The organism is Microbacterium ginsengiterrae, assembly GCF_014205075.1.
GTDB classification, from domain to species: Bacteria; Actinomycetota; Actinomycetes; order Actinomycetales; family Microbacteriaceae; genus Microbacterium; species Microbacterium ginsengiterrae.
In genome coordinates this window covers 2578051-2594933 of the sequence record NZ_JACHMU010000001.1, presented here as the reverse complement: position 1 = coordinate 2594933, position 16883 = coordinate 2578051, and the positions used below count along the sequence as shown (strand labels likewise).

Below are 16883 nucleotides of genomic sequence, written 5' to 3'. Positions count from 1 at the left end.
ACAAGAAGTCTTGTGGACATTGCGACTCGCGCTTAGCGTGAGTCGCATGGAAGACATCGGGGCGATCACCGCCGTCCACCACCCGGTACGGCGTCGCATCGTCGACCACCTGGGCCTGTACGGAGCGAGCCAGGTCGGCCGCCTTGCGCGCGCACTCGACCAGCAGGTCGGCAGCATCAGTCACCATCTGCGGATGCTCGAGCGTGCAGGGCTGGTGGAACGCGCCGACGACCCCACCGGTGACAAGCGCACGAGCTGGTGGCGGTCCTCGGGGCGGAGCCTGAGCTGGTCGGTGGCGGACTTCGCGGATTCACCGGCCGACGCCGTGCTCGCCCGCAGCGCGGAACGGGCGAACATCTCCACCCATGTCGGACGGCTGTCCGCCTGGCACCGAGAGGGCGCGCGGGATCCCGAGTGGAATCGTGCCGCTTTCAGCACCGACACTCTCACGTGGGCGTCAGCGCAGGAACTCGCAGCGCTCTCCGAGGCGCTCAACGCCACGATCGACCGGTGGCGGCGCTCCATCGATGTTGAGGACGGCACGCAGCGGCGTCCCGTGTTCGTGTTCGCCCACGGATTCCCGACGACACCATGACCTCCACCGATCCGATCCAATTGCGCGAGCCTCCGCGCTTCTCGCGGGACGTCGCCGTCCACGCGTGGATCTCGGTCAAGGCACTCTCGGATGCCGGAGACGCGATCTGGACAATTGCGCTGGCGTGGACGGCGGTGCAGATCACCTCCCCCGCCGTCGCCGGAGTCATCGTCGCAGCAGGTGCCGTCCCGCGCGCCGTCGTGCTCCTGTTCGGAGGGGTGCTCGCCGACCGTGCCGACGCACGTCACGTCATGATCGCGTTCAACGCCGTGCGCGTCGCTGTCCTCATCGGTACCGCGGCGTGGGTGCTGAGCCATCCGCCGACGGTGCTCGTCCTGCTGCTGGCGGCTGTGGCGTTCGGCATCTGCGACGCCTTCTACGAGCCGTCCGCGGCGACGATCGGTCGCCGGCTCGTGCGCGTCGATGACTTGCCGGCATACAGCGCGGTGATGCAGACGGCGACGAGACTGGGCACCATGGGCGGAGCTGCACTCGGCGGCTTCCTCGTGGCCTACGCCGGCATAGCCGGGAGCGCATCACTCAACGCGCTGACCTTCACGCTCGTCATCGCCTTCATCGCGATCTGGCTGCGCCCGCGCTTCGCGCTGGTCAGAGCGGCCCGCGAATCCGCGCTCCGCGGAATCGTCCGCGGCTTCGCCCACCTGAAGGAGGCGCCGACCACCCGCACGCTCGTCATCGCACTCTCTGGCCTCAATCTCGCCGTGGGGCCGGCCACCGGGATCGGGATCGCGCTGCGCGCGCATGAGGAGGGCTGGGGCGCGGAGGCGGTCGGGGTGCTGGAGGCGCTGATCGGGTTCGGCGCGGCATTGGGCGCCCTGGCGGTGACGAAGTGGCGCCCGCGGCGGGAGGCGCTGGGCGGCTTCGGAGCTCTCGTCGCCCAGGGTGCGGGCATCATCCTGGTGGGAGCGGGCCCGGTCTGGTCATCCGGCATCGGCTGCCTGCTCATCGGCCTCACCGCCGGCTTCGCCTCCGTGCTCCTGAGCGCGACGTTCGCCGCAACCGTCGACACCGCGTACCTCGGTCGGATGAGCGCGATCACCCGCCTCGGCGACGACGTGCTCATGCCGTTGGCGATGGCCGCTTTCGGTGCCCTCGCTGCGGCGACGGAGATCTGGATCGCCTTCACGGTGTTCGGATGCGCGCTCATGGCGATGATGTGGTTCCCGCTGCGCAACCCTCGATTCCGGGAGCTCACGCTCCGTCGCTGATCGCCGGGATCACGTCGTGGTCGTCAGGATCAGCCCGTCGAGAAACACGTCGGCCATCCGGCCTGCGCCGTTCCCCGGTCCGACCTCCGCGCCATCGGCGAGCCTGCTCAGCGCATGAAGCACGTCTTCGGCCCGGACATCGTCCCGGATCGTCCCCGCGCGCGCTCCGGCATCCAGGATGCTCTGCAGCTGCGGTGCGAGGGTGCCGAGGAAGTACGCCGGCAGGGTCTGATACGCCGGATCGCCGGAGTGCAGGGCGTCGGCGAGCCCGCGCTTGGTCGCGATGAAGCGCGCGAACCGTGCGGCCCACAGGCGAAGGGCGTCCGCGGGCTCATTGTCCTCCGCGATCCTGCGACCTTCCGCGGCCGTGGCATCCACCTCGCTGCGGAACACCGCGATGATGAGGTCCGATCGCACCGCGTAGTTGCGGTAGACGGTTCCGACACCCACTCCGGCGCGCGCCGCGATGTCTCGCATGGGGGCGTCGACGCCGGACTCGGCGAAGACCGCCTTCGCCGCCTCGAGGATGGTCTCCGTGTTCCGGAGAGCATCCGCCCGCTTGCGTCGAGGCGCGGTCTCCGGGGACGGGATGATCGCCCGCGCACTCGACGCCGGCATCAACTTCGTGGACACGGCCGACGCATACGGCGACTCGGAGGAGATCCTCGGTCGGGCCCTGAAGGGACGGCGCGACGACGTGATCCTCGCATCCAAGTTCGCCCGCCCGATCGGTGACGACCCGAACCACCGCGGCGGCTCGCGCCGCTGGATCATCTCCGCCGTCGAGAACTCGCTGCGTCGGCTGCAGACCGACCACCTCGACCTCTATCAGGTGCACCGCCCCGATCCGGACACCGACATCGAGGAGACGCTGTCCGCGCTCACGGACCTCGTGCGCAGCGGGAAGGTGCGGGCGATCGGCACGTCCGACATGCCCGCCTCCGACATCGTCGAGGCGCAGTGGGTCGCAGAGCGCCGCGGGCTGGAACGGTTCCGGACGGAGCAGCCGCACTATTCGCTGCTGGACCGCTCGATCGAGCGCGAGGTGCTTCCCGTCGCACAGCGGTACGGGATGGGCACGGTCATCTGGAGCCCGCTCGCCAGTGGGATGCTCACCGGCCGCGTCCGACGCGGCCAGGAATCCGATCTTCGCCGCGTCACCCGGTTCGCCGCCCTCCGCGACGAGCGACGGATCGACGCCGTCGAGAAGTTCATCCCGCTGGCCGCCGAGGCCGGCATGCCGCTCACACACCTCGCACTGGCTTTCGTGATCGCCCACCCCGGTGTAACGGCCGCACTCATCGGGCCGCGTACCCCTGCCCAGTTGGACGATCTCCTCGCGGCGGCAGAGGTCCACCTCTCCGACGACCTGCTGGATCGCATCGACGCCATCGTTCCGCCGGGGACCGGTGTCGGTCGCATGGACCAGGAGTACGACACCCCGCCGATCGAATCCGCCGTGCTGCGCCGCCGTCCCGCCGAGGAGCGGTCGGCGGCCTGAACGCTCCGCGGACGGCGACCTCCTGCGGGGACAGGTCAGTGCGGGGGAAGGACCGGGTGATGCGCCGGGCGATTTGTCGCGCGGCGCTCACCGGTCGGGCACTGGCGGAAATATCCTCACGGTGAGCTGGCGCTCCCGAAGAAAGGACACGTGACACCGATGTGCACACGAGTTGTATGGCCCGACGCCGATGGATCGGTCATCGTAGGCCGGAACATGGACTTCCACATGGACCTGCTGACCAACCTCTGGAAGCTGCCGCGAGGTATCGAGCGGTCGGACGGGGCGAACAACACGCTCACCTGGAAGGCGAAGTACGGCAGCGTCGTGGCGACCGCCTTCGACCTGATCGCCACCGACGGCATGAACGAAGAGGGCTTCGCCGGACACATCCTGTGGCTCGCCGAGTCTGACTACGGCAAGCCCGATGCCGACGCCGTTCAGCTGAGCCAGGCCATCTGGCTGCAGTACTACCTGGACAACTTCGCCACCGTGGCGGAGGCCGTCGAGTGGACCGAATCCAGTCAGGTCCAGATCGCGCAGCTGTTTGACCCCACCGGACACCTCGTCCCCACGCTGCACCTCGCCATCGACGACGCCACCGGCGACTCGGCGATCATCGAGTACACCGACGGCAAGCCGAAGGTCTACCACGGCCGCGAGTACCAGGTCATGACGAACTCCCCCACCTTCGACAAGCAGCTCGAGCTCGTCAAGGAGATCGACGGCCTGGGTGGCGACAAGCCGCTCCCCGGTTCGACGCTCGCCAGCGACCGTTTCGCGCGTGCCTCGTACTATGTGGCCCGCCAGGTGCAGCCCAAGACACAGATCGACGCGATCGCGGCGATGTTCAGCATCATCCGCAACGCCGCTCAGCCGTTCCGCACGCCGGAACCGGGTAAGCCCGACGCATCGCAGACGATCTGGCAGGTCGTCCTCGACCTGACGAACAAGCGCTACGCGTTCGAATCCACCACCCGCCCCAACATCGTCTGGGTCGACTTCGACGAGCTGGGCTTCGAGGAGGGGACCAAGGTGCAGAAGCTGAACCTGCTCGGCCGCCTCGCCCTCGAAGGCGGGCTCGCCGGCAACGTCAGCGCGGAGTTCACGGACGAGAGCAAGCTCATCGGCGGGCTGCGCGCAGCGGGTGTCGACGCCCTGGAGTGGGTCGCACGGGAGCAGGACGAGTTCGCGGCGGTGAAGAAGGCCGTCCAGCGCCTGGTCGGGCACAAGAAGAAGGCCGAGTGAACCGGAGGGCGCGTCGCTTCGGCGGCGCGCTCTCCTCGTGACCACGACGCGCGGGATGCCGCCGACACGTCTCCGTCCGGAACGCGAAAACCCCCGGCAGAAGCCGGGGGTTCTCGGTGTTGTGTGACCCCAGCGGGATTCGAACCCGCGTTACCGCCGTGAGAGGGCGGCGTACTAGGCCGCTATACGATGGGGCCAGGTCTCGCGGCTCGTTTCCGTGCCGCGACAACTGTTCAAGTATGGCACGGGGATTTCACGTCCGCCAAATTGAGGCGGCTTCGGCGTGATTCCCGGGCGCGTCTCGCTCCGGACGTTTGCCGAGGCGCCCGGAACGGAGTTGACTCGGCGTATGCGTCTGACGAAACATGAACACGCCACGCTCCGGCTCGACGAGAGCGGCGACACGCTGATCATCGACCCCGGCACGTTCACCACCCCCTTGGACGCCCTCACCGGCGTGGTGGGTGTCGTCCTCACCCACGAGCACCCCGACCATTGGACGCCGGAGCAGCTCGACCGCATCCTGCGCGATGCACCGGGCATCCCGATCTTCGCGCCGGCGGGCGTCGCGGCGGCGACGGACGATCATGAGATCACCGTCGTCTCCCCCGGTGACGCCGTGACCGCCGGCCGGTTCACGATGCGCTTCTTCGGCGGCGACCACGCCGTCATCCACTCCTCACTCCCCCGCGTGCAGAACGTCGGCGTGCTCGTCAACGACCAGCTCTACTACCCGGGCGATTCCTACGCGGTCCCGGAGGGTGTCGAGGTCGACACGCTCGCGGCCCCGCTCGGTGCGCCGTGGCTCAAGATCGGAGAGGCGATGGACTTCGTCCTCGCCGTCCGCCCGCGGAGGGCCTTCGGCGTCCACGACATGACCCTCTCCGTGATCGGCCGCAACATGCATCGTCAGCGGCTCCAGTGGGCGACGGAGCAGCACGGCGGCGAGTTCTTCGAGCTCGACCCCGGCGACACCCTCGACCTGTGAGCGCGCGCCTGCTCCCCGCTCCCACCGCCCGCCTGCGCTTCCGCGAGATGGATGTGGACGACCTCGACGACGTCGCGGCACTGTGGGGCGATCCCGAGGTGATGACGTACTACCCGTCCACGAGGACGCGTGAGGAGGCCGGGGAATGGATCGCCCGGATGCAGGACCGCTACGAGCGCGACGGACACGGCCTGTGGATCATCGAGACCCATGACGGCCGATTCGTCGGGGACTGCGGCATCACCTGGCAGTCGTACAACGACACCCCGGTCCGCGAGGTGGGCTATCACGTGGTTCGGAGCCTGCACGGACGAGGCTACGCGACAGAGGCGGCTGCGGCGTGCGTCGAACTCGTGCGTTCAACGTGGGCGCCCACGCTTCTCACGGCGATCATCCATCCTGACAACACCGCGTCGCGCCGGGTCGCCGAACACCTCGGAATGAGCCACATCGCCGACGACCACGCGCACCCGTGGATCGTCCGCACGGTGATGGGGATGACGGTCGAGGAGCCTCCTCAGACGGCGAGCTGATCCTGCGCGGCGCGCACGCGCAGGTCCCTGGCGAGGTGATCCCTCTGCTCGAGGACCAGCCGGCGCAGCGCCCCCGGGGCGGCATTCTCGTCCTCGAGCCAGCGGTCGACCGGTTCCAGATCTTCGGTCGACGGGAACAGCCCCACCACGAGGCGCCGCGCGAGCTCGATACTGCGATCTCGCCATGCCGGCATGATCCGCGGGAAGTACTCTGCATCGAGATCGTCGACGAGATCCCGCCGACCGCCGGCCCTGACCCCTGCGATGGTGGCGCTGAGGTGATCGTTGCTCAACCCTGTGTCGTCCCACGCGCGGTGCCAGGCACGCACGCGCACCTCTCGCTCGGGGAGCGAGGCCCTGGCCCTGACCGCCGCCGTCCGCCCGCTGGCCGTGTCATCACGGGCCAGCTCCGCCTCGATGTCGTCGAGGGACGCGTTCCCGCTCGTGGCGAGGGCGGTGAGCAGCGCCCACCGGAGGTCCGGATCCACGCGCAGACCCTCCGGTGCGGTGCCGTCGAGGATCGCCCGCGCTCTGGACGCACCGGCGTCGACGTACGAGGCGGCAGCCGCGAAGGCCCGCGCCCACGAGAGCTGGGCGTCGCTCGCCGGGGCTGCGTCGGTCATCGCCGCCCATGTCGTCTCGAGCCAGCCGGCTCGCTGTGCCTGACGGTCATGTTCGGCGACGTAGTGCCCGATCGCGTGCGCGGCATTGGCGAGCACGCCCGTCAGCAGCCCGATGTTCTCCTCTGCCGGAGCATGCCGTCCGACGATGGCCAGATAACGGACTGCGGCCAGCTCGCCATCGCGCGTGGCGTTCCACAGGGATGCCCAGACGAGAGCGCGAGGAAGCGGCGCGAGGGTCGACAGGGCCTTATCGACGGCAGTCAGCGATGTCGGATCGAGCCGCACCTTCGCATACGTGAGGTCGTCGTCGTTGAGCAGCATGAGATCGGCCGCTCCGGCCTCCACGGTCGTCCGCGCGTCCGTGATGTCCAATTCCAGGATGTCTCGGCGGGCCAACGCGTCGTCGACGAGGTCGTAGAGCCCGACGCGGAGACGATGCGGACGCGGATCGGTCTGCTCGAGCGTCCACTCCCCCTCGCCGGCAGGGGTGAGCGACAGCGTGGACATCCCACTGGTCTCGAGCCACGCCCGTGACCAGGCGCGCACGTCCCTGCCGGAGACCTCCTCGAGTTGGACGAGCAGGTCCTCCAGCGTCGTGTTGCCGAACGCGTGCGCGGCGAAGTAGCGCCGGGCCCCCTCGAAGAAGTGGTCCTCGCCGACGAAGGCGACGAGCTGCTTGAGAACCGACGCCCCCTTCGCGTAGGTGATGCCGTCGAAGTTCAGCTTGGCCGCTTCGAGGTCGACGATGTCGGCGACGATCGGATGCGTCGTGGGGAGCTGATCCTGCTGGTACGCCCAGGCCTTGCGGTTCGCGGCGAAGCGCACCCAGGCGTCGGTGTACCGCGTTGCCGCGGCGGAGGCGTGCGCCCCCATGTAGTCGGCGAACGACTCCTTCAACCAGAGGTCATCCCACCAGCGCATGGTGACGAGATCGCCGAACCACATGTGCGCCATCTCGTGGAGGATCGTGTTTGCGCGCCCACCGCGCTGCGCGTCCGTGGCAGCGCCTCGCGGGAGATACGACTCCGTGAAGGTCACCAGGCCCGGATTCTCCATGGCACCGAGGTTGTACTCCGGCACGAAGATCTGGTCGTACTTGCCCCACGGATACGCGAATGCGAATGCGTCCGTGAAGAAGTCCAGCCCCTCTCTGGTCACCTGGACGATCTCGTCCGCTTCGAGGAACTCGGCCAGCGACGGGCGGCACAGCACCCCGAGCGCGACCGTCTGATCGCCGCGCGTCCATTCCGCATCGACCCGGTGGTACGGCCCCGCAGCGATCGCCGTGATGTAACTCGACAGGGGCAGGGTGGGCGCGAACGTCACGGTCTGCGCATCTGCGGCCTGAGCGACCGACGCGGCGGACTGATTGGAAAGGACGTGCCACCCGATGGGCGCGTGGACGACGAACGTGTAGGCGGCTTTCATGTCGGGCTGCTCGAAGCAGGCCATGACGCGCCGGGAGTCAGCGGGTTCGTACTGGGTGTACAGATAGGTCTCGCCGTCGACGGGGTCGACGAAGCGGTGCAGCCCCTCCCCCGATCGCGAGTACAGCCCCGTCGCATCGACGACGACCGTGTTGGATGCCGTGAGCCCCGAGACCGAGATGCGCGCGCCGTCGTACTCCACGGGCTGCTCCTGACCGTTGACGGTCACGCGGTGCACGTCCTCGCCGATGAAGTCGATCCACGTCTGCGGCGCGGTCGCATCGAAACGGAGCGTCGTCGTCGAGCGGAAACCCGCCTGCTGCGGGTCGCGCGCATGCCGCAGATCCAGCTCGACATGGACGTCACTGAGCGTGATCGCCGCGGATCGCGCGGCGCACTCCTGCCTGGTCAGATTCGCTGAACTCATCTCGCTATCGTTTCACGGCCGGACTTCCGCTACGATGGTGTTGTTCGTCCGCCTTCATCTACCTCACCCTCTCGAGCCAGTCACGCCGCGTCTTCGCCGCTTCTCGGGAGATTCTGACACCGCCGCATCTGTACAGCGCGGCCGCCGGGTCGATGATCGGCCCACCGAACACCAAAGGAAACACAGCATGGCCACTGGCACCGTCAAATGGTTCAACTCCGACAAGGGCTACGGCTTCATCGCTCCCGATGACGGTTCTGCCGACGTCTTCGCGCACTTCAGCGCGATCCAGTCGAGCGGTTACCGCAACCTCGAGGAAGCGCAGAAGGTCGAGTTCGACACGGAGGCAGGACCCAAGGGCCCTCAGGCGACGAACATCCGTCCCCTCTGATCTGACTTCGAAAGCCCGGTCTCGCAGCATCGCGAGGCCGGGCTTTCTGCGTGTCCGGCGACCTCGGTCGATTTGACGATCGTTCGGACACCCCGTAGATTACAGATCGGTAACGGTCCTGCCCTGAAGGATCGACCGATGAGCTGCCCGGCTCTCCCGGAAGGATCCTCACGATTTCAGTTTCACCCGAGCGCGCGCCCGAGACCGCTTCTGCGGCCACCTCGGACACCCCCGGCGCATCTCGACCTCTCCTGCGGCGCGACCTGCGACGCATGTCGGCCCAGGATGCCTCGGCTCGCAGCGCCTCCACGCCCTCTCCCGCTTCTCCCGCATCTGCTCCGCCGGTCGCGCCGGCTGCGGCCCGACCCGTCGGTCAGGGCGCCGCACGTCGGATGCCCGCAGCGGATCAGCCCCGGGTGACTGTGCGACCGGCACGCCGCGCGACGTCGTGGTCGAGGGCGAAGACGGTGGGCGCGACATTCGCCATCGGCGCACTCATCACCGGAGTCGCCCTTCCCGCGTTCAGTTCAGGCGCAGATCCCGTCTCCGCCACGACGCTCGCGGTCGCAGAAGAAGGCAGCGCGCAGTCCTTCAGCTCCACGGACGAGATCCGTGCCGAGATCGCTCCGCGCGGCAGCTTCTCCGCCACCACTCCGCAGGAGATCGAGGAGACGCGCTCTCGTGCCGTCGCCGCGGCACTCGCCGCGGGTATGCCGCTGTCGTCCGCCGTCGACATCCCCATCGCCGATCACGTCGTCCTCCCGATGGCCGCCGGTTCGTACTCGTACACCGACGGTTTCGGCGCCTCGCGCCCCGGTCGTTCCCACCTCGGACAGGACTTCGCCGCACCGATCGGCGAGCCGATCCAGGCGGCGATGGACGGATGCGTCTCACGGTCGACCGAGAGCTTCGAAGGATACGGCGTCACGATCCAGATCGAGAGCATCGTCGACGGCGAGGCCGTCAGCACCGTGTACTCGCACATGGGATACGGCACTCGCGCCGTGGAGGTCGGCGACTGCGTCGAGGCCGGCCAGTACATCGGCGACGTCGGCTCCACCGGTTACGTCTTCGGATCGTGCCTGCACTTCGAGGTGCACATCGGCGGCGCCCCCGTCGACCCCATGACCTGGCTCGCCGGCCGCGTCAGCTGACGTCCCCCCGGGAGCGTCGTTCAGACGACCCGGCGGCACCCTGCCGCCCGTGGCTCTGCGGTCAGCGGCGCCGAAGGACCTTCAGCACGCACTGCTCCTCCACCGTGAGGTGCTTGCGCGGACGCATCCGTGACATCGCGCCGCGCAGCTGCGGAATCGTCACCCCGTCCTCGAACGCCGCGAACACGCGGGGGTCGATGTACGAGTCCCTCGTCACCGTCGGTGTGTTGCCCAGCCGGTCGGCGACGTGCTCGATCACGTCACGGACGACCGCGGCATCCTCGGTGCCCTCCGGGGTCTCGGCGGCGAGCAGAGCCGACGTCGCCAGCAGTGTCCCGCCCCAGGTGCGGAAGTCCTTCGCGGAGAACTCCTCGCCCATGTGACGCTTGATATAGGCGTTCACGCGCTTGCTGTCGACGTCGCGCACGTCGCCGTCCTCGTCGAAGAACCGGAAGATCTCATAGCCGGGCATCTGCTCGAGCTGGGCGATGACCCGCACCAGCTTGGGATCGCGCACCTTCTTCACATGCCGCTTGCCGCTCTTGCCGACGAAGTCGAACGTCACAGTGGAACCGGACACGTCCGTGTGCTTGCGGCGGAGCGTGGTGATGCCGTAGTGGTCGTGCTTGCGCGCGTATTCGACGTTGCCGACTCGGAAGAACTCCCGGTCGATCAACGCGACGACGCATGCGACGACCTTGTCCTCACCGAGCCGACGACGCCGGAGGTCGTGTTCGACCTGCTTGCGCAGCTGCGGCAACCGCTCTGCGAACCGCAGGATGCGTGCGTACTTCTTGCGCTCCTGCTTGCGCCGGAACGCGGGGCTGTAGATCGCCTGCGTGCGCCCTGCGGCGTCGATGCCGCGCGCGATGACCTTGCCGGACGAGGAGCGCGCGATCTCCACGTCCGTCCATGCCGGTGGGATCGCCAGGGACTCGATCCGTGCGATCTCGCGCCTGCTCCGGATGCGGCGACCACCGTCGCGGTACACCGTCTCCCCATCGATCTGCTCCCTGGAGATCGGAAGGCGGCGAGACCTGCTCACTGGCTGCTCCATCCTGTCAGGGCGCGTGGCGCGCTGTCGGGGCGCGGTGCGCCATCCTTGCGAGGATACTCTCCGTGATCGGCTCAGCCTGCACCGGGAGCCGTGTCCGGCCCGGACGCGGCCGGTGTCACGACCGCGAGGGTCTGGCCGCGCGACACCGTCTCCCCCGGGGCCACGCGCAACGACACCGTCCCGGCGACGGCCGAGCGCACGACGTGCTCCATCTTCATCGCCTCGACGACCACGATCTCATCACCGACCTGCACGGTGTCCCCGTCGGCGACCCTGGCGACGACGACCGTGCCCGGCATGGGCGAGATGAGCTGCGGGTCCGCCTGTCCCGCGGCGTCCGCCGCGTGCCGCGCACGCTCGATCCCGATGTCGATGACGGCGCCGTCCCGGAGGAGGGAGACGGACTCCTCGCCCCGCAGCGCCGAGAAGGTGCGCACCGATCCACCGATGTCGACGGAGACCCGCGTGTCGTCGAGGAACACGACCCCGGCGGACTGCTCGTGCGCGTCGATCCCGACCGTCAGCACGCCCGCTCCCCCGACGGACACCGTGCGTGCCTCGTCCCCGGCCCGGAGGGCATAGCGTCGCGGAACGGGATCGCCCAGCCGCCAGCCGTCACGGCGGGCCCATGGCCCGGTGTCGCGTGTCGCGGCGGCATCGAGGATGAGCGCAGCCTCGGCGAAGTCGCGGTCCTCCGCCCGTGCGAACGAGAATCCCTCCAGTTCGCGAGCGATGAGGTCCGTGTCCAGACGGCCGGCGACCACGTCGGGGAGCTCGAGCAGCATCCGCAGGAACTCGACGTTCGTGACGACGCCGAACACGGCGGTCTCACCGAGGGCTGCCACGAGCCGGCGTCTTGCCTGCTCGCGGTCGGCTCCCCAGGAGATGACCTTCGCCAGCATCGGGTCGTAGTCCGTGGAGACGTCGAGGTCATCTTCGAGTGCGGTGTCGACGCGGATGCCGTCGCCACGCGGGTGCTGCACGGACGCGACGTGCCCTCCCGTCGGGAGGAAGCCGGAGGCCGGATCCTCCGCATAGACGCGCGCCTCGAAGGAGTGACCGCGGAGCACCACATCCGCCTGCGCGAACCCGAGAGGCTCGCCGGCCGCGACGCGGAGCTGCTGCTCGACGAGATCGAGACCGGTGACCTCCTCCGTGACCGGATGCTCGACCTGCAGGCGCGTGTTCATCTCCATGAAGAAGAACTCGTCCGGTGCGTCGGCCGAGACGATGAACTCGACCGTGCCCGCGCCGCGGTATCCCACGCTTCTCGCGGTCTCGCAGGCAGCCGCCCCGATGCGTTCCCGCGTGCGCTCGTCGAGGAGCGGAGACGGCGCCTCCTCGATCACCTTCTGATGGCGACGCTGGAGAGAGCACTCGCGCTCTCCGAGATGGACCACGGCCCCGTGGGCATCGGCGAGCACCTGGACCTCGATGTGGCGGGGATGGGAGATGTAGCGCTCGAGGAAGAGGGTGTCGTCCCCGAAGCTCGCAGCGGCCTCGCGGCGCGCGGCGGTCAGCGCAGGGATCAGTGCACTCTCCGAGTCGACGACGTGCATGCCCTTGCCCCCGCCGCCGGCGGACGGCTTGATCAGCAGCGGGTAACCGACCTCATCCGCTGAGGCCGCGAGCTCGGCGTCGGACATCCCGGAGCGCGCCACCCCCGGCACCGTGGGGACGCCGCGCGCTTCGACGGCGTGCTTGGCCGTGATCTTGTCCCCCATCACGGATATCGCCTCGGATGTCGGACCGATGAACGAGACGCCCGCCGCTTCGCAGGCGAGCGCGAACCCCGCGTTCTCTGCGAGGAAGCCGTAACCGGGGTGGATCGCGTCGGCTCCGCTCTGGCGCGCAGCCTCGAGGACGGCCTCGGCGTCGAGGTAGCTCTGTGCGGCCGGCGCAGGCCCGAGCCGCACCGCGGTGTCCGCCAGATGCACGTGACGAGCACCGGCGTCGGCGTCGCTGTAGACCGCGACGGAGCGGATGCCGAGTTCGCGCAGCGTGCGGATGATGCGGCAGGCGATCTCGCCGCGGTTGGCGATGAGGACGGTGTGGAACATGGCGATCACATCCGGAAGACGCCGTAGCCCGGCGTGTCGAGGGGCGTACGGGTGACGACGTCGAGGGCCAGCCCCAGGACCTCACGGGTCTGTCCCGGTTCGATGATGCCGTCGTCCCAGAGTCGGGCTGTGGAGTAGTACGGGCTCCCCTGGCGGTCGTACTGCACGCGGATCGGTTCCTCGAACGCCGCCTGATCGGCCTCGCTCCATTCACCGCCGGAGGCTTCGATCTGATCGCGGCGCACCGTCGACAGCACGGACGCCGCCTGCGGACCGCCCATCACCGACACGCGAGCACCGGGCCACGCCCAGAGGAAGCGCGGCGAGTAGGCGCGTCCGCACATCGAGTAGGTCCCCGCGCCGAAGGAGCCGCCCACGATGACGGTGAGCTTCGGCACGGACGCGCAGGCGACGGCGTTGACCATCTTCGCGCCGTGCTTCGCGATGCCGCCGGATTCGTACTCCCTCCCGACCATGAAGCCGGTGATGTTCTGAAGGAACACCAGCGGGATTCCCCTCTGATCGCAGAGCTCGATGAAATGCGCGCCCTTCAGCGCGGACTCGCTGAAGAGGACACCGTTGTTGGCGATGATCCCCACACGATGACCGTGGATCCTCGCGAAGGCGGTCACGAGCGTCGTGCCGTACTCGCGCTTGAACTCGTGGATGCTGTCCGCATCGACGATGCGCGCGATGATCTCGCGTGCGTCGTACGGCGTGGTCAGTTCGACGGGGACGACGTCGACCAGTTCGTCCGGCGAATGCTCCGGCGGCGCCGCCGATGTCGCCGGCACCGCGGGCGCCACGGGTGGCGGAAGGGTCTCGACGATGTCCCGCACGATCTGCAGGGCGTGCTCGTCGTTCTCTGCGAGGTGATCGGTGACACCGGACACCCGGGTGTGCACCGCTCCGCCCCCGAGATCCTCGGCGCTGACGACCTCGCCGGTCGCCGCCTTCACGAGAGGCGGGCCACCGAGGAAGATCGTTCCCTGATCCCGCACGATGACGGTCTCGTCGCTCATCGCGGGCACGTACGCACCGCCGGCGGTGGACGAGCCGAGCACCGCGGCGATCTGAGGGATGCCGTCTCGCGACATCCGAGCCTGGTTGTAGAAGATCCGCCCGAAGTGGTCGCGGTCGGGGAACACCTCGTCCTGCATCGGCAGATACGCCCCGCCGGAGTCGACGAGGTAGACGCACGGCAGCCGGTTCTCCGCCGCGATCTCCTGGGCGCGGAGGTGCTTCTTGACGGTGATGGGAAAGTAGGTGCCGCCCTTCACCGTCGCGTCGTTCGCGATGATCATCACATGACGGCCGTGCACGAGCCCGATACCCGCGACGACGCCTCCGGACGGACACTCGCCGTCATACATGTCGTATCCCGCCAGCGGAGCGACCTCGAGGAAGGGGCTCCCGCGGTCGAGGAGATGATCGATCCGATCGCGTGCGAGCATCTTGCCACGCCCCGTGTGCCTCGTGCGCGCCTTCTCCGGACCGCCGAGGGCCACGAGGCGACGGCGCTCCCGCAACTCGCTGACCAGGTCGGCGTACGTCACGGGTGCAGTCATGACAACTCTCCATCCGGTTATCGAACATTAACTGAAATCAGGCTACTGCCCGACAACGGGAATGTCTATGGAGGCGATCATCCGCTGGGTACACCCACCAGGTGAAGCGCTACCTCATTTCACGGCGGTAGTCAACACCCACCGCTCGAGAGGGGCCATGGGCTTACATAGAAGAACACAGCGAAAAGGAGGCCCAGATGTCCGATGCATACGCACCGACGACGTTGACACGGTTCACGAGCTCACTGCGAGACCTGCTGCGGCCGCGCCGCCGTCGCCGCTCGACGTGGATCGCGCTCTAGGCGGTCGCACCATCAGGTTCAGGCAGCAGGACGAGTCCGCCAGGAGAATTGGCGGACTTCGTGAGCACGTCGATCCATGCCGGATTCAGACGAGGCGTGCGGCTGCCGAAGTACTGGAAAGACAGCGGAGCATTCGGCGTCAACCAGACCGAGGTACGACCGAGGCCCGCACGCGTCGGATCCGTCCAGGTGAACGGGAAGGCCTCACCCCTTCGCAGCTTCGACCAGATGACCTGCTGCAGATGTGCGAGGACGCGGTCATCGAACGATGCGGTGACCTTGGAGTCATAGGTGAGAGTTCCCATCGAGTTCAGGATACCGAACTCGGATCGGGAAACGATGTACATCGCCCCCTCAGGAGAACTGATCGTGTCCATGACACTCGAACCGCGTGACCTCCACGAAGCACTGAGGTCCGGGAACCTCTCCCTGGCCTACCAGGCGCAGTGGGACATCGCCGACCGTGCGCGCTTCAGCGACGCGCGACCGGTCAGCGTCGAAGCGCTCTCCCGATGGCACCACGAAGACGCCGGCGACGTGTCACCGGGCGCGTTCGTCCCCCTGGCCGAGCAGGGTCGATTCCTCGATGCGCTCGACGTCGACGTCCTTCAGCGCGCCACCCGGCAAGTGGCCGCGTGGCGCGCCGACGGGCATGAGCTCGGGCTGTCGGTCAACGCCGCTCCGTCCCACTTCTCCACCGCGTACGCCGATGCCGCGTTGCGGGCCGTGGACCAGGTCGGCCTCGACCCGCGCGCTCTCACCATCGAGATCACCGAGACGCCCTCGCCGCAGTTCAGCGAGGCGATGCGCGTCGGGCTCCAGAACCTTCGATCGGCCGGGATCGGGGTGTCCGTCGACGACTTCGGTGCGGGAGACACCACTGTGGATGCGCTTCGCACCTGGCCCATCGACGAGGTGAAGATCGACCGATCGCTCGTACGGCGGACGGACGCCGAAGCGGACGCCGTCATCGGTGCTGTCGTCGCCACGGCGCGAGAGCACGGGTGGCGCGTCGTCGCCGAGGGCATCGAGACGATCGATGACCTCGACCGTTCCATCCGGCGCGGCTGCGACCGCGGTCAGGGATTCCTCTGGGGGATGCCTGTCCCCGCATCCGACATGGCGGCGATGCTGGGCTGACGGGCTCACCCGTCAGAGCGGCAGACGCCCCAGAGGTCAGACGTCGAACTCGTCCGTGACGGCGCCGGAGTCCTCTGCGGATGCCCCCTGGTCGCCCACGTCGATCTGCGTCCAGGTCACGGGCATACCGGGCGAGAACAGGATGTCGATACCCGGACCGCCGCGCAGCGGCGGGATGTTGACGTAACCGCCGCCCTGCTTGATCGCGGTGAGGATCTCGTTCTTGAGCTCCGTCACCGGATCCGGGAGGAAGTAGTCTCGTCCGTCGACACTCAGTCGGTTTACGATCGCCATGTCTTCAGGCTATCGTGCCCGCACACCATAGACTCGACGCGTGGGCATACTTCATTACGGATCGACACCGGCATCCTTTCCGATCGACGACCGCGCACTTGCTCATCTCGAGCTGGTGATCCTCGCCAAGCTCCGCCGGCAGGAGAGCTTCTCCCTCGCCCTCACGGATGCGAAGACATCGAACCGTCAGGCGATGTGGGTCTCCCCCGACCTGACGCTGCGCTTCGAGTACGAAGGGTCGATGCCGGAGATCAATCGTCGTTGGCTGCAGGAGCTCATCGACACGGCGAACTCCCCGGGCGGGCTACAGATCGTTCCCGAGCCCGACATCTCGCACTGAGGGCGA

17 protein-coding genes and 1 tRNA gene are annotated in these 16883 nt (G+C 68.2%); 10 read left to right on the top strand and 8 right to left on the bottom strand.

The genetic code is table 11. The features are described 5' to 3' along the window. Positions 1 to 46: 46 nt before the first annotated feature. Complete coding sequence (locus tag HD600_RS12565; protein WP_184284031.1) at positions 47 to 595, top strand: ArsR/SmtB family transcription factor; 549 nt, start codon at positions 47 to 49, stop codon at positions 593 to 595. Continuing rightward, on the top strand, positions 592 to 1824 hold the full coding sequence (locus HD600_RS12560) for an MFS transporter (protein ID WP_184284029.1): 1233 nt from the start codon (positions 592 to 594) through the stop codon (positions 1822 to 1824). The genes HD600_RS12565 and HD600_RS12560 overlap by 4 nt, the downstream gene beginning before the upstream one ends. Positions 1825 to 1833: 9 nt before the next feature. Here the strand turns inward: HD600_RS12560 and HD600_RS12555 are convergent, their stop codons facing one another. Then, the gene (locus tag HD600_RS12555; RefSeq protein WP_338402238.1) at positions 1834 to 2457 is read right to left on the bottom strand and encodes a TetR/AcrR family transcriptional regulator; all 624 of its coding nucleotides are present in this window, start codon (positions 2455 to 2457) and stop codon (positions 1834 to 1836) included. On the opposite strand from HD600_RS12555, the gene HD600_RS12550 reads away from it, so the two are divergent. Together HD600_RS12550 and HD600_RS12545 are read left to right on the top strand one after the other, a co-directional pair. After that, positions 2414 to 3325: an aldo/keto reductase gene (locus HD600_RS12550; RefSeq protein WP_241731680.1), complete on the top strand. Its 912-nt coding sequence runs from the start codon at positions 2414 to 2416 to the stop codon at positions 3323 to 3325. The two genes, HD600_RS12555 and HD600_RS12550, sit on opposite strands and share 44 nt — an antisense overlap. A 159-nt stretch (positions 3326 to 3484) precedes the next feature. Then, positions 3485 to 4573, top strand: coding sequence for a linear amide C-N hydrolase (locus HD600_RS12545; protein ID WP_184284025.1), 1089 nt, complete (start codon positions 3485 to 3487; stop codon positions 4571 to 4573). Between the two features lie 124 nt (positions 4574 to 4697). On the opposite strand, the gene HD600_RS12540 is transcribed toward HD600_RS12545, so the two are convergent. After that, positions 4698 to 4770 (bottom strand) — tRNA-Glu (locus HD600_RS12540). A 152-nt stretch (positions 4771 to 4922) separates the two neighbouring features. On the opposite strand from HD600_RS12540, the gene HD600_RS12535 reads away from it, so the two are divergent. Both HD600_RS12535 and HD600_RS12530 read left to right on the top strand, forming a co-directional pair. Further along, positions 4923 to 5561, top strand: coding sequence for an MBL fold metallo-hydrolase (locus HD600_RS12535; RefSeq protein WP_184284023.1), 639 nt, complete (start codon positions 4923 to 4925; stop codon positions 5559 to 5561). Continuing rightward, positions 5558 to 6094 (top strand): GNAT family N-acetyltransferase, encoded by a 537-nt coding sequence (locus HD600_RS12530; RefSeq protein ID WP_338402237.1) that lies wholly within the window; start codon positions 5558 to 5560, stop codon positions 6092 to 6094. The genes HD600_RS12535 and HD600_RS12530 overlap by 4 nt, the downstream gene beginning before the upstream one ends. Here HD600_RS12530 and pepN read toward each other — a convergent pair. Beyond that, positions 6079 to 8571 (bottom strand): aminopeptidase N, encoded by a 2493-nt coding sequence (pepN, locus tag HD600_RS12525; RefSeq protein ID WP_184284021.1) that lies wholly within the window; start codon positions 8569 to 8571, stop codon positions 6079 to 6081. The genes HD600_RS12530 and pepN overlap by 16 nt on opposite strands. A gap of 187 nt (positions 8572 to 8758) precedes the next feature. On the opposite strand from pepN, the gene HD600_RS12520 reads away from it, so the two are divergent. Together HD600_RS12520 and HD600_RS15235 are read left to right on the top strand one after the other, a co-directional pair. Further along, on the top strand, positions 8759 to 8962 hold the full coding sequence (locus HD600_RS12520) for a cold-shock protein (RefSeq protein WP_144795312.1): 204 nt from the start codon (positions 8759 to 8761) through the stop codon (positions 8960 to 8962). Positions 8963 to 9378: 416 nt separating this feature from the next. Beyond that, positions 9379 to 10116, top strand: a complete 738-nt coding sequence (locus HD600_RS15235) for a M23 family metallopeptidase (RefSeq protein WP_338402236.1) — start codon at positions 9379 to 9381, stop codon at positions 10114 to 10116. 61 nt (positions 10117 to 10177) lie between these two features. Here the strand turns inward: HD600_RS15235 and HD600_RS12510 are convergent, their stop codons facing one another. The 4 genes from HD600_RS12510 to HD600_RS12495 form a co-directional block, all read right to left on the bottom strand. After that, complete coding sequence (locus HD600_RS12510; protein ID WP_338402235.1) at positions 10178 to 11161, bottom strand: DNA topoisomerase IB; 984 nt, start codon at positions 11159 to 11161, stop codon at positions 10178 to 10180. An 83-nt stretch (positions 11162 to 11244) separates the two neighbouring features. After that, on the bottom strand, positions 11245 to 13233 hold the full coding sequence (locus HD600_RS12505) for an ATP-binding protein (protein WP_184284015.1): 1989 nt from the start codon (positions 13231 to 13233) through the stop codon (positions 11245 to 11247). A 5-nt stretch (positions 13234 to 13238) separates the two neighbouring features. Further along, on the bottom strand, positions 13239 to 14801 hold the full coding sequence (locus HD600_RS12500) for a carboxyl transferase domain-containing protein (protein WP_184284012.1): 1563 nt from the start codon (positions 14799 to 14801) through the stop codon (positions 13239 to 13241). Between the two features lie 298 nt (positions 14802 to 15099). Continuing rightward, entirely contained in the window at positions 15100 to 15408 is a 309-nt protein-coding gene (locus HD600_RS12495; RefSeq protein ID WP_144795320.1) for a DUF7882 family protein, read from the bottom strand. Between the two features lie 70 nt (positions 15409 to 15478). Between HD600_RS12495 and HD600_RS12490 the strand changes: the two genes are divergently transcribed. After that, complete coding sequence (locus tag HD600_RS12490; RefSeq protein WP_241731877.1) at positions 15479 to 16243, top strand: EAL domain-containing protein; 765 nt, start codon at positions 15479 to 15481, stop codon at positions 16241 to 16243. Positions 16244 to 16279: 36 nt separating this feature from the next. Here HD600_RS12490 and HD600_RS12485 read toward each other — a convergent pair whose 3' ends face one another. Continuing rightward, positions 16280 to 16537 carry a hypothetical protein gene (locus HD600_RS12485; RefSeq protein ID WP_184284008.1) on the bottom strand — a complete coding sequence of 86 codons (258 nt, stop codon included), beginning with the start codon at positions 16535 to 16537 and terminating at the stop codon, positions 16280 to 16282. A gap of 40 nt (positions 16538 to 16577) precedes the next feature. On the opposite strand from HD600_RS12485, the gene HD600_RS12480 reads away from it, so the two are divergent. Then, entirely contained in the window at positions 16578 to 16877 is a 300-nt protein-coding gene (locus HD600_RS12480; protein ID WP_184284006.1) for a DUF7882 family protein, read from the top strand. Positions 16878 to 16883: the final 6 nt, after the last annotated feature.

Coding starts and splice junctions, on each gene's coding strand:
- HD600_RS12565 (WP_184284031.1), top strand. CDS start 47: ATGGAAGACATCGGGGCGATCACCGCCGTCCACCACCCGGTACGGCGT.
- HD600_RS12560 (WP_184284029.1), top strand. CDS start 592: ATGACCTCCACCGATCCGATCCAATTGCGCGAGCCTCCGCGCTTCTCG.
- HD600_RS12550 (WP_241731680.1), top strand. CDS start 2,414: ATGATCGCCCGCGCACTCGACGCCGGCATCAACTTCGTGGACACGGCC.
- HD600_RS12545 (WP_184284025.1), top strand. CDS start 3,485: ATGTGCACACGAGTTGTATGGCCCGACGCCGATGGATCGGTCATCGTA.
- HD600_RS12535 (WP_184284023.1), top strand. CDS start 4,923: ATGCGTCTGACGAAACATGAACACGCCACGCTCCGGCTCGACGAGAGC.
- pepN (WP_184284021.1), bottom strand. CDS start 8,571: ATGAGTTCAGCGAATCTGACCAGGCAGGAGTGCGCCGCGCGATCCGCG.
- HD600_RS12520 (WP_144795312.1), top strand. CDS start 8,759: ATGGCCACTGGCACCGTCAAATGGTTCAACTCCGACAAGGGCTACGGC.
- HD600_RS12505 (WP_184284015.1), bottom strand. CDS start 13,233: ATGTTCCACACCGTCCTCATCGCCAACCGCGGCGAGATCGCCTGCCGC.
- HD600_RS12500 (WP_184284012.1), bottom strand. CDS start 14,801: ATGACTGCACCCGTGACGTACGCCGACCTGGTCAGCGAGTTGCGGGAG.
- HD600_RS12495 (WP_144795320.1), bottom strand. CDS start 15,408: ATGGGAACTCTCACCTATGACTCCAAGGTCACCGCATCGTTCGATGAC.
- HD600_RS12490 (WP_241731877.1), top strand. CDS start 15,479: ATGACACTCGAACCGCGTGACCTCCACGAAGCACTGAGGTCCGGGAAC.
- HD600_RS12485 (WP_184284008.1), bottom strand. CDS start 16,537: ATGGCGATCGTAAACCGACTGAGTGTCGACGGACGAGACTACTTCCTC.